The sequence below is a fragment of the Rhodopirellula sp. UH5 genome (assembly GCF_056839225.1).
Genome location: NZ_CM166390.1, coordinates 2,027,860 through 2,040,157 on the forward strand (window position 1 = coordinate 2,027,860; position 12,298 = coordinate 2,040,157).

Annotated in this window: 7 protein-coding genes; all 7 read left to right on the forward strand. The window is 58.2% G+C overall.

The genetic code is table 11. From position 1 onward, the window contains the following. Window positions 1-18: 18 nt before the first annotated feature. The 7 genes from UH5x_RS07445 to UH5x_RS07475 all read left to right on the forward strand — a co-directional run bounded on the left by UH5x_RS07445 (window position 19) and on the right by UH5x_RS07475 (window position 12,291). A complete protein-coding gene (locus UH5x_RS07445; RefSeq protein ID WP_482635260.1) occupies window positions 19-2,931 on the forward strand; it encodes a PD-(D/E)XK nuclease family protein in 2,913 nt (970 codons plus the stop codon). Continuing rightward, the gene (locus tag UH5x_RS07450) at window positions 2,928-5,702 is read left to right on the forward strand and encodes a UvrD-helicase domain-containing protein (protein ID WP_482635261.1); all 2,775 of its coding nucleotides are present in this window, start codon (window positions 2,928-2,930) and stop codon (window positions 5,700-5,702) included. The genes UH5x_RS07445 and UH5x_RS07450 overlap by 4 nt, the downstream gene beginning before the upstream one ends. 594 nt (window positions 5,703-6,296) lie before the next feature. Further along, a complete protein-coding gene (gene tnpA, locus UH5x_RS07455; RefSeq protein WP_482635262.1) occupies window positions 6,297-6,743 on the forward strand; it encodes an IS200/IS605 family transposase in 447 nt (148 codons plus the stop codon). A gap of 492 nt (window positions 6,744-7,235) precedes the next feature. Continuing rightward, window positions 7,236-7,937 carry a hypothetical protein gene (locus UH5x_RS07460; protein WP_482635263.1) on the forward strand — a complete coding sequence of 234 codons (702 nt, stop codon included), beginning with the start codon at window positions 7,236-7,238 and terminating at the stop codon, window positions 7,935-7,937. Window positions 7,938-8,355: 418 nt separating this feature from the next. After that, window positions 8,356-9,435 (forward strand): DUF1559 family PulG-like putative transporter, encoded by a 1,080-nt coding sequence (locus UH5x_RS07465; protein WP_482635264.1) that lies wholly within the window; start codon window positions 8,356-8,358, stop codon window positions 9,433-9,435. A gap of 1 nt (window position 9,436) precedes the next feature. Then, entirely contained in the window at window positions 9,437-11,029 is a 1,593-nt protein-coding gene (locus tag UH5x_RS07470; RefSeq protein WP_482635265.1) for a PQQ-binding-like beta-propeller repeat protein, read from the forward strand. Then, window positions 11,026-12,291, forward strand: a complete 1,266-nt coding sequence (locus tag UH5x_RS07475) for a hypothetical protein (protein ID WP_482635266.1) — start codon at window positions 11,026-11,028, stop codon at window positions 12,289-12,291. Before UH5x_RS07470 ends, UH5x_RS07475 begins: the two co-directional genes overlap by 4 nt. Window positions 12,292-12,298 lie beyond the last annotated feature (7 nt).

A 12,298-nucleotide genomic window follows, 5' to 3' on the forward strand; every position in this document is an offset into this window, starting at 1 on the left:
ATCCCCAATCTGAACCGAATGACGCAAACAATCTTTCTGGGATGGAACCAACCACTGCTGATCTCGAGTCTGCAGTGGCTGAAAGAAACCAACGGGCCAAAATCCCAAACCAAAGGCGACTGGGATTTGTCGCACTTGGATTTGGTGTTCCCGTCCCGCCGCGCGATTGATCGCATGAAGGAACTTCTGCTTGCAGAGGCCAACGCGGCGGAGCAAACCCTGCGTTCCCCGCGAATGCTGACGGTCGGCGACCTGCCATCTCGCCTGTACGAATCCGACACCGCAGCGCTCGATTTCGAACAGACCCTGGCTTGGGCCCGGGTCCTGGCGGCCGCCAACCAAGACGACTTGAGCGTCTTGATCTCCAGCCCGCCGGCGCCCGATGCCGCCGACGCTTGGCTGGAACTGGGCGGCACGATGCGGCGGTTGCACAATTCCATCGCTGCCGAAGGATTGACCTACGCTGATGTCCTTGAGATGTGCGACTCGGCCGGTGAGCGTCGTCGTTGGCAATTCTTTGTCGACTTGATGAAAGCCTACTTGGCAGAGTTGGCAGCCGCGGGAAAGGCCGATCCCAACGAAGCTCAACTCGATGCGATTCGTCAGAACGCTTGTCGCGCGACGCGGCCGATGGTGTTGATCGGAACCACCGACATTTCCAAACTGCTGGTTTCGATGCTGCACCAAGTCGAATCGTCCAAGAAGTCCGCCGCGATCACGGCTTTGGTGGCGGCTCCCGAAAGTCTGGCGAAACGTTTCGATTCGTTTGGAAACCTGATCTCAAATCGTTGGCAATCGCACTGCTTGCCTCTGCAAGACGGTCAACTGATTCCCGCGGGAGAGATCTCGGATCAAACCGCCGCCGTGATGGAAACGCTGGCCGAGTTTGGCCAGAAGTACCGCGTCGATCAAATCACGATTGGCGTCACCGATGAATCACAAGTCGAACCGATCGAGAACCGCTGCGATTTGCTAGGCGTTGCCACGCACCGACACTTGGGCCACCGAGTCGGACAAACCGCCGTCGGGCGTTTGATGCACTTGGTCGTGACGTACCTGCAACGACGCACCTGGCGATCGTTGGCGGCGCTCGTGCGTCACGCCGACGTGGCTCGTTACGTCAGCGAGCGGTGCCCCGACCATCCCAACTCGGAAAAGTGGTTGCGAGAGCTGGATCAGCTGCTCTCGTCCGCGTTCCCTCGGTCCGTCGATGAACCGCTGCCCGAAGAAGTCCAACAGTCCCTAACCGCCAATCAAATTCGCGATGTGTTGGATCAGTGGTTGTCGCCCTTGATCGAAGACTCGCAGCAACAACCGATTCGGCAATGGAGCGAAACGCTGCAGGCGATTTTGATCGAGCTGTATGGTGATGTCGCTCCTTCGCTCGTGCCTGTGGATGACGAAGGTTCGAAAGAGAACGACGACACCGAACCCGATGCCTCCCTTTCACGAACACAGCAAGCCATTCACGCTGTCTTCCGGTTGCTTCACCGGTTCGGCGACCTCAGCCCGTCGCTCGACGAGCCGGTGGACGGTGCCGTCGCAGTCGAGATGCTGTCCTCGCGGATGAGCGAAGTGCGCTGGGTCGATGATCCTTCGCCCACCGAAATCGAGTTGCTGGGTTGGTTGGACCTTGCCCTCGATGATTCGCCTGCTCTCATCGTTTGCGGCTTGAACCATCCGTTTGTTCCCGAAGCTCAATCGGGTGACCCGTTCTTGCCTCAGTCACTGCGATCGACGCTGCATCAATCCGCCAACGATCGCCGCTACGCTCGGGACGTGCATGCGATGCAGCAATTGCTGACCTCTCGCGAAACGGTTCGCTTCCTGGTCGGCTCGCACTCCGCCGACGGATCCCCCACACCGCCATCACGCCTGCTCGCCGCGGCGACTCCCGAAGAAGCGGCGAAACGTGTTTGCGATCTGCTGACCATCCCGCGTCCCAAGGTCGAGATTCAACCGATCCAGCCTCCGCCTGTGGTCAGCGTTGATTCCAAAGCGTACTTCGCGCCTCCGCCGCCCGAACCGGGACGGACGATCCACACACTCAGTGTCACTGCATTCTCCGCCTACCTCGCCTGCCCCTACCGGTTTTACCTGCGACATGTTTTGAGACTGCGACCGCTGGACGATTCGCCCTTGGAACTGGCCGCCAACCAGTTTGGCGACTTGGTTCACGGTGCGCTCGAAGAGTTCGGCGACAGCGACTACAAAAACGAAACGGATCCGAAACGCATCGAAGAGGCCTTGATTGAGGAACTGCACCGATACGCGGCCAAACACTTCGGCGACAACACGTCCACGACCGTGAAGCTACAAGTTCGCCAAGCCCAGCGGCGACTGAAAACGGTCGCCCTTCGACAAGCCGAACGAGCCGCCGCCGGATGGCAAATTCACGCGGTGGAAGACGCCGTCGATGAAAAAGAAATTCATCCGATCACCGGCAAACCGAAGAAGCCAACCGGCATCGTTCTCGATGGAGAATTCACGGGCCTTCGGGGACGCTTTGACCGCATCGACTTTCATCCTGAAACCGGACGCTGGGCGATCCTGGACTACAAAACACACGGTCATAAACCGGAAAAGAAGCACTTGAAGAAATTGCCCGATGGCTCCACCCAGTGGGTGGATCTGCAGTTGCCGCTGTATCGTCGCTTCATTCCCGATCTGGGGATCGATGCCGACCCGGTGGATGTGGAACTGGGATACTTCAACGTCGCCGAAAAGGACACCGAAACGCAAATCAATCTCGCCGAGTTCACGCCGTCCCAATTTGCTGCGGCAGACGAATTGATTCACCACTGCGTTCGCGAAATTCGTGCGTGCCACTTCGATCCGAATCCCAATGGCGTCGAATACGACGATTACGAAATGCTGATGAACGAAAGCGTGTTCATTCCCATGGACGACGAGACGGAGGCCTTCGAATGAGCCCCCCATCCGAACACCCGCTGTTTGACGACAACCCGTTCTTCGACGAAGACGTCCAACCTTCCGAAGCAGACCTGCTGCACGAGGACGACCGCCTCCCCGAGGACGAATGGCTTCCCGATGAGCTGGACTACGTTGTTGAGTCACCGGCGACGCTGCGAGAAGCCTTCGAGCCGACGCTGGTGCGTGCCTCCGCCGGCACGGGCAAGACCTACCAACTCACCGCTCGGTTGCTGAAGATTCTGCTGACCGGTGCGCCACCGGAAACGATTCTCGCAACCACATTCACTCGCAAAGCAGCGGGCGAAATCCTGGAACGGGTGCTGATCACGCTTGGCAAAGCCGCGATCGATCCGAGCGAAAAAGCGATCGCGGAATTACGGCAACAAGTCGGCATTGAAGGCTTGCCGCGTCACGTCTGCGGTCAACTCTTCCATCGCTTGCTGCGCAACATTCACCGGCTGCGCATTTGCACGCTGGACAGTCTGTTCTCGCAACTCGCCCGGGCACTGCCGTTTGAATTGGATCTGCCGCCCGGCTGGCGTTTGACGGACGAGGTCGAGGAGATCTGGTTGCGCCAAGTCGCGATTGGAAACTTGATCGAGTCCCTGCAGCCCGCCGAAACCGAAACGCTGATCTCCATGCTCAGCCGCGGCGATGTCAAACGCAATATCGCTCGCGAATTGATCGATGTGGTGGAGAACACCTATCACTTGGCTCGCCAAGCCGACGTCGAACGTTGGGACCAATTGAAAGTCCCCGAGCTGCCTGAGTCGGCCGACATCACCCGCACAGCGGGGATGCTCCGATCCGCCAAAGTGCCGCAAAAGTCGCTTGTCAAAGCCCTCGAATCCGCAGCCGACAGCCTCGAAATTCGCGAATTTGGTCCGCTGGTTGAGGCCACGCTGACCAAGAACATCGCCAAGGCACGTTTGCATGGGGAAGAAGTCAAATTTGGACGCAGCAAGTTCCCGCCCGGTTTGGATCCCGAGTTCGACTTGATCTATGAAGTCGCCCGGCACGAGTCCCTATCGTTGCTGCGGGCTCAAAACCAAGCCACCGGCACCTTGGTCGATCACTACGACACGTTGATTCAATTGGTCAAGCAAGCCCAACGGGCCCTGGCGTTTGATGACATCGCCGTCCGCTTGGCCGGCGTGTTCACGCAGCTCGACAATCACACGCTGCAAGACCGACTCGATGCCTCGATCGATCACCTGCTGCTGGACGAGTTCCAAGACACCTCCCCGGTGCAGTGGCAAGTCCTTCGTTTGCTGGCTCAATCGGTCACGAGTGATTCGGCGGATTCCGCGTCCAACGTCCTCGATCCCAAACGCTCCAAGTCATTTTTCTGTGTCGGCGATACCAAGCAAGCCATCTACGGTTGGCGAGGGGGCGTGGCGGAGATCTTCGATGCCGTCGACAAACAGATTCCGGGTATCATCGCCAAGCAACAAGACGAAAGCTATCGCAGCAGCAGCGTGGTGCTCGACGCGGTCACCAATGCGTTCCAGCATTTGCCTCGTCACCCGATGGCAGAGGGCACCGACCCACCCAATCCCGCTGACAAAGCTTACTACGAAGCCAAGTCGCTGAAGCGGTTCGCCAAGCGATTCCCCAAGCACACAGCAGCGAAGGAGCTGCCCGGTTTCGTTCAATTTCGGACCACGGAACTGAACCTGAAACTGCCAGCGGATGCGGATGAAAAAACGAAGAGCAAACCATCTGCCGCTGACATTCAGAAAGGGTTGCTGGACGACGTTGCGAAACAAATTGCCGAATTACATCACCGGTCCCCGCACCTGACGATTGGCGTGTTGACTCGCACCAACAGCACCGTCGGCGGCCTGATCAACCGTTTGGAACACCTCGATGTCGACGTCAGTGCCGAGGGCGGCAACCCGTTGGTCGATTCCGTCGCGGTGCGATGGATTTTGTCGGCGTTGATGATGTCCGAACATCCCGGTGACGGCCGCTGGCGATTGCACATCGCCAACAGCCCCCTGCAGTTTGTCTTGCCACTTTCGGACAGCGATGACAAAGGTGAAGCCGCCGATCAACTTCGCGCTCAAATCGAAGACCTGGGGCTCGCGAAAACCATTTTGTTCCTAGCGAAAGCGTTGATGCCACACTGCGACAGTCGTGAGAACGTGCGGTTAGAACAACTGATCGAGCTGGCAACGCTGTACCAACACACCGCCGACAGTCGCCTGCGAGATTTCGTCGAACTGGTTCATGAGAAACGTGTCCAGCGCCCACGTGCCGCGGTCGTTCGTGTGATGACCGTTCACCAATCCAAAGGGCTGGAATTCGACGCGGTCTTCTTGCCTGAGATCCACAAAGCGTTGTTGGGCCAATCACCGCAATGCTTGGCCGACATCCCTGAAATTGGCCAGCCAGCTCGCGGACTCAGTCGGTCCGTCGGGGAAGCCCAGTGGCACTTCCTTCCCAAGCGTTGGCAAGCTGTGTTTGGCGGTTCCGTTGCCGCTCGATTGACCGAGGCGATGTGCTTGCTGTACGTCGCCATGACACGAGCTCGCCAAGGTTTGTACTTGGTGATCCCACCGGCAGGCAAACAGGATTTCAACAACAAAACCGCCGCGTCGCTGCTGTACCACGCTTGGAAGTGCGAGGCGGACCCAACCGCCGAAGGCGAGGTGTTGTTCGAGAGCGGCGACGCGAATTGGTTTGGCGATTCGAAGATTGAACCGGTGGAACCATCTACAAATGAAAAGGAAGACGTGCCAAGCCGCCGGTTGTCATTCGCGTGATCGAAGGCAATAGCGTCATCGGAACATGAAATTCAAACGTCCCGAATGAGGGCGTTGCATCATGCAAACCAACGTCGGCCCCATCCGGGGCGATGTTCATGGTGGCCATCAACGTTCTCGGGGCTTCCGCCCCGAGCTACCAACGAGGACTCCTCCGGAGTCATGCACGAAATCGCCCCGGAGGGGCCGCCGTCGTTAGCTCGGGGTGGAAGCCCCGAGGACCGAGGAACGTGAAACGTGAACCAAACCCAACATCCAACGCCCCGGACGGGGCCGGCGAACGATGTGGGTTTTCGTTCGAAATTCGTGGCCCGATCGTGCCCCTCATCGCATCAACGTCGGCCCCATCCGGGGCGATGTTCATGGTGGCCATCAACGATTCTCGGGGCTTCTGCCCCGAGCTACCAACGCGGACTCCTCCGGAGTCATCCACGAATCCGCCCCGGAGGGGCCGTCGTCGTTAGCTCGGGGTGGAAGCCCCGAGAAACGAGGAACGTGAAACGTGAACCAAACCCAACATCCAACGCCCCGGACGGGGCCGGCGTATCGCTACACTTGAATGTTCTTTCCAACATTCATCTGAGGTGACTAACCATGGCGTACACCAATTTGCGTGTCCATCTGATCTGGAGCACCAAGGATCGAAAACCATTGATTGCCGACGAGTTCCAGGAAGACCTTTACGCTTACATCGGTGGCATTCTTCGCAAGCGAAAACATGTCCTTCTGGCGGCCGGCGGGATCGCAGATCACATCCATTTGTTGGTCGGCATGCATCCGACACAAACAATTGCTGATTGCGTGCGTGATCTGAAATCCAACTCAAGCGTTTGGGTGCACGAGCATTTCCCGAAACTGAAAATGTTCCAGTGGCAGACGAAATACGGAGCGTTCTCCGTCAGCGAATCGTCTGTGGATTCCGTCATGGCCTACATCGCAAACCAAAAGGAACATCACAAGAAGTTGACCTTCCAAGAGGAGTTCTTGGCGATATTGCGCAAACATGGCATCGAGTTCGATCCACGTTACGTGTTCGAATGAACCGGGCTTGGTCAACCAACGTCGGCCCCATCCGGGGCGATGTTCATGGTGGCCGGCAATGTTCTCGGGGTTCACACCCCGATCTACCAACGCGGACTCCTCCGGAGCCATGCACGAAATCGCCCCGGAGGGGCCGTCGTCGTTAGCTCGGGGTGGAAGCCCCGAGGACCGACAACCGACAACCGACAACCGACAACCGACAACCGACAACCGACAACCGACAACCGACAACCAGACAACCAGACAACCAGACAACCAGACAACCAGACCAAAAACCGAAATCACCATGCCGCCCCGGACGGGGCCGTCGTGAATCAACCATCTCGATCGTCGCAAAATCATGCGTGGCGCGACGTCTTCGTGTACGTCCATGCGGCAGGTCGCCGCCTTGGATTCTGGACGTTGGTGATTGTCCTCAAGGCTGGGCTTGTTTACCATTCTCAGCGTGAGGAGCGAGCCAGATTTGGCGCGCAGTCAGGCATTGAGCCCGTTTTGTTTTTCTTTCGACCGTTTCGATCTTCCCTGCTACGACGCGGCGTCAGCCTGACGCTGCTGTTGGTGCTGGGGTGTGGCATGATCGGACTGCCCCTCACCGCTCCTCAGCCCGAAAAGGTTGGCCGATTCCCTTGCGAATCCTGCCCGTGCGGCTGTTCCTCCGCCGACTACTGCTGGGACAAGTGCTGCTGTCACAGCGATTTAGAAAAACTGCAATGGGCCGCCGAAAACAACGTCACCCCGCCAGCTTTCCTGGTCGCTCGCGTTGACCTGACGCTCGGCGAGATCGCAGACCGAACTTCCCCGCAAGCACCGTCGACCTGCGTTACGGGAAGCTGCTGTGGCCCCGATTCTCCTGGGCCGCCCCCCGGATTCGCCGCGATGATGCGTCAGCGTTCCTTGACGTGCCAGACCGCGACGGGCCAATCCGCGGATGCGTCCACTTGCTCGCAGGCAAAGACTGGCAAGGCTTCCTGTTGTGACGATGCCAGCGATGACAAACCCGTCCGCTGGGTTCGCCTGCAAGACGCCGCCAAATGCCATGGCATCGAGATGGTTTGGAGCCTGTTCTCCAGCGTCATCGTTGACTTCCAAGCGTTTCAGTGGAACGTCTCTCCCCCGCCGTTGCTATTTCGCTTGAGTCTTCAAGACGATCACGCGGACGCAATGAGCCTCTGCCCCGAGCCGCCGGTTCCCTAGCCTGCGGTCTCGCTCGCTCCTGAATTCCGCAAGGAAGATTCGTGAGCGGGTGACTTCTTCACGCATTGCAATCCGGTTCATTGCTGCGCTCACGGCATCGTCGCTCATGGAGTGAAGGTGCGGACGCAGAAATCACCGCTGCCGCGTTGGTGGTTGAAGGCTCGCTCCTCACACCAGTGTGGTCTTCGTCGCTGACGCGGGAGCGTCCTCGCACTGCCGAGGATCAGTGACCCAACGTCGGATTGCACCGATTCGAATCGGCTTTTAACCGCCACTCAACTCTCGAACGACCTGAGCTCAAAACAGCTCGGTTCGCTTCCCCGGAGAAGGTGCGCGCACTCTGCGGGCTGAACCTGCATGCCGACACCGATCCAAACACCCAACAACGTTTCTCTCAACACCAAACCATTCACCTCCCATGAACATCTATCGACACAATTCTCCGCAACGCGGTTTCACCTTGGTGGAACTGCTGGTTGTGATCGCGATCATCGGCGTCCTGGTTGGACTGCTGCTTCCCGCGGTCCAAGCTGCTCGCGAGGCCGCTCGACGCATGCAGTGCAGCAACAATCTGAAGCAGATCACGCTGGCCATGCACAACTATGAAAGCACGCACCGGAAGCTCCCGTCCAACTACACGACCGGGTCCGGAACATCCGGCAACTTTTCAGTCTTCGCCCAGATGGCTCCCTTCTATGAACAGGGCAACATGCTGGACCTGATTCACTTTGACCAACCGCTGCATGTGGGTTGCTGCCCAGGCCAACTTGTCACCCCACACGACATCGCCGCGAAAACCGTGATGCCGACGCTGACCTGTCCCAGCGAAGACCATGATCGGACCTACTATGTCACCACGCTATCTGGGAGTGGTCCAACCCAGGCTTACTCCGCCACCAACTACGGCATGAATTTTGGCACGGGCGTCGGAACGCTGTATGACTCTCGCACCACCACCGATGGAATCCTTTGGATCAATTCCAAGGTCGGCTTTGAAGCGATCACGGACGGCCTGAGCAACACCGCGGCTTTCGCGGAGCACTTGCTCGGCATGTCAGAACAAGATCCGGCGGAACCCACTGAACCGCACCTGCGAAAGCGAGTGATGATGAATGTGACCTGTGCCTTCATCAGCCGTTCGATGCCACCCACCACACCAGGGTTTGCAGGATTCTTTCTTCCGCAAGATCCCAACGAAATGGAAGCCTACGTTCGTGGCAGCGGACTGCACCGCGGATGGGCTGGCCATCGTGGCGCGGGTTGGATCAACGGCCGAGAGTATTGGACCGGCTACTCGCACTATCACCCACCACAAAGCCTGATCCCCGACATGGGCAGTTGTGGCTGGGGCGTTTTTGGAACACGGAGCAACCACCCCGGAGGTGTCCACGTCGCTCGTTGCGACGGCAGCGTTGGCTTCGTCACCGAAAGTGTGGACCTGGAAACGTGGCGTGCCCTCGGCACCCGCAACGGCCGCGAAGTCTTGGAGGCATTTTGAGATGAAATTGCAACCATACACAAACTGTCCCAAGCGGTCTCTCAATCAGACGATCGCAATGGCGACATTGGCTTGGGCACTGTGCACACCGCTCTGCACTCCACTGACATCCGCCTCGGCACAAGCCGTCTGGCCCGCGTTTTTGGGTCAGGGAAGCAGCGAATCATTGGAGGCTGAGAAGCTTCCGTTGAACTGGTCGCCCGGGGAAAACGTTCGTTGGAAACAATCCATCGTCGGCAAAGGTCAATCCAGCCCCGTGGTTTGGGGCGACACCGCCTATGTCACCAGCATCCAAGGTGACATGAAAGAAACGTGCGTGGTGATGGCGATTGCACTGGCCGATGGGCAAGTGAAGTGGACTCGCGAAATCGAGTCTGCCACACCAGTGCGATCCAACTACTTCCAAAGTCGGTCGGCACCCACCCCGGTCGTCGACCAGAACCACGTGGTCGCTTTCTTCGAAACAGGCAACTTGGTTGGGATCGATCGCCACTCCGGCGAGCCTCTCTGGGAACGATCCTTGGCCGACGAAACCGGCGTCTTCCAATCCGACATCGGGTTGGCAAGCTCTCTGGCACAACACGGCCCCAACGCGTTTGTTTTGATTGATCACGAGGGAGACTCGTATTTGATGGCGGTCAACAAAGCCACTGGCGAAACCGCTTGGAAGACCGAACGCTTCAGTCGCAAAAGCTACGCCTCCCCAACCATTCTCCAAATCGGTGGCAAAGCACAAATCGTTTGCAGCAGCGACGGGTCCGTTGACGGGTACTCCCCCGAAACCGGCGAACAACTCTGGACATTCGAAGACATCGGCGCGAACACTTCCAACACGCCACCCGCCATGCTCGAAAACATGGTGTTGGTCGGTGCATCCAACGGAATGCAAGACGCTCGCGCGGTCGAAGCTCGCGAATCCAATCTTTGCCTGCGGATTGATGGCGATGGTTCTCAGTTCCAACCCGAGGTCGCTTGGAAAACAACGAAGGCGACAACCACCTTCGCTTCGCCCATCGCACACCAAGGACTGGCGTACTGGATCACCACCGCTGGGGTTCTGTACTGCTTCGACTTGGAATCAGGCGATCTGGTTTATCGCAAACGAGCCGGCGAGCAATGTTGGGTGACTCCCGTTGGAATCGGCGATCGCATCTACCTGTTCGGGAAAGGCGGTGAGACGACGGTGATCGCCGCCGGACCTGAATTCAACGTCCTCGCGGAAAATGAGTTGTGGGACATCGATTCCATCCCCGCGACGAGCTCGGGACAATTCGCGGGTCCGCGATCGGGGAAAGGCGGCCGACCTGGCTCGGGGCAAGATGGCGGCTCTCGGCCAACCGAATCCACCAGCGCTGAAGCAGCATCCACCGAGAATGCCGAAGGCGAACCAAAGCCGAAAGATTCCGAGGCCCGGAAACCGATGAGCGACGATGCGATTGAGGCCGCACGCCAGCGTGGTGAAAACCAATTCGCCGACCCGGTTCAATACGGAGTTGCGTTCACTCACGACGCGATCCTGATTCGCACCGGCAGCGAACTGCACTGCATCGCAACGGGCGAAGAATCCCCGACCAACGAGGAGGCCTCGCCATGAGCTGTTTCCGTGCGTGCATGGTTTGGGTCCTGCTTCCATTCGGCACTTCGTTGCCAGCCCAAGCGGTCAACTGGGAAGCGGCGCCGATTCAGTACAGCGATTCAAAAGCGACTCGCAATGGCGTCGCCAAACTGAAAGCCGACTTGGAATCGGGCCAACGAGAACTCTCAGGCGAGGACGAACTGTCTCGGTTGCGATCCTTGCTGGAACAACTGAACGTTCCTGTCTCATCGCAAACGCTCGTGTTTTCAAAGACCAGTCTGCAGAAACCACATATTTCGCCGGAGACACCTCGGGCGATCTATTTCAATGACGAGATCTTCGTCGGCTATGTCCAAGGCGGCGAGATTGAAATCGCGGCGGCAGACCCCGATTTAGGAACCGTGTTTTACACCATGGAACTTGCCTTCGATCAGCCACCAAGATTGCAACGGCAAGCCAATCGATGCTTGAGTTGCCACGGTGGTTCGCGAACCGGAGGCATTCCTGGTTTCCAAGTTCGCTCGGTGTACCCCAATGCGAAGGGCGTTCCGGTGATCCGCGCCGGCAGCCACCTGACCAACCAACGCAGCCCACTCGCAGAACGCTGGGGTGGATGGTACGTCACTGGCACTCATGGTGACCAACACCACCTGGGCGGATTCATCCTCGAAGGAAAACGCCGTCCCGAGATCATCGAAAATGCTGGTGGCGAAAACCAACCTTCGCTTCCGCCAAGAGTGGACCAGCAGCAGTACTTGGTCGCGACCAGTGACATCACCGCCTTGATGGTGATGGAACATCAAATCGAAGCTTACAACCTGCTGACCAAAGCCAACTTTGCCGCCCAACATGCGGAGTGGGAAGCCGGCGACGATCCGGTCAGCGAATCACATCGCGAGCGAATTGCCAAAGCCACCCGGCCGCTGGTGGCGTGTTTGTGCTTCGACAACGAATTCGAGATTCAAGCTCCCATCCGTGGAACCAGCCACTTTGCCTCTGAATTTGAAGCACGCAAGGTGGCAGATCCGAACGCCCCATCGCTTCGCAAGCTGAATCTGCAATCGAGGCTGTTCGATTCACCGCTGAGCTTCCTGGTCACGACGCAAACCTTTGCGGAGTCACCGGACGCGCTGCACGACGAACTGGCGAAGCAAATCTGGCACCGATTCGCGAACGACCAGACCTTCACGGCAACGCTTCGCGAGATCGGTCCCGCCTGGCTCACGGCGCGATACGAATCTCCCCAGACGCTGCTTTCAACTTCCTCTTCAAGTCATTGAAACCGTC

Bases quoted from the DNA above. Each gene is read 5' to 3' on its own strand.
- UH5x_RS07445 (WP_482635260.1), top strand. From the start codon at position 19: ATGACGCAAACAATCTTTCTGGGATGGAACCAACCACTGCTGATCTCG.
- UH5x_RS07450 (WP_482635261.1), top strand. From the start codon at position 2,928: ATGAGCCCCCCATCCGAACACCCGCTGTTTGACGACAACCCGTTCTTC.
- tnpA (WP_482635262.1), top strand. From the start codon at position 6,297: ATGGCGTACACCAATTTGCGTGTCCATCTGATCTGGAGCACCAAGGAT.
- UH5x_RS07465 (WP_482635264.1), top strand. From the start codon at position 8,356: ATGAACATCTATCGACACAATTCTCCGCAACGCGGTTTCACCTTGGTG.
- UH5x_RS07470 (WP_482635265.1), top strand. From the start codon at position 9,437: ATGAAATTGCAACCATACACAAACTGTCCCAAGCGGTCTCTCAATCAG.
- UH5x_RS07475 (WP_482635266.1), top strand. From the start codon at position 11,026: ATGAGCTGTTTCCGTGCGTGCATGGTTTGGGTCCTGCTTCCATTCGGC.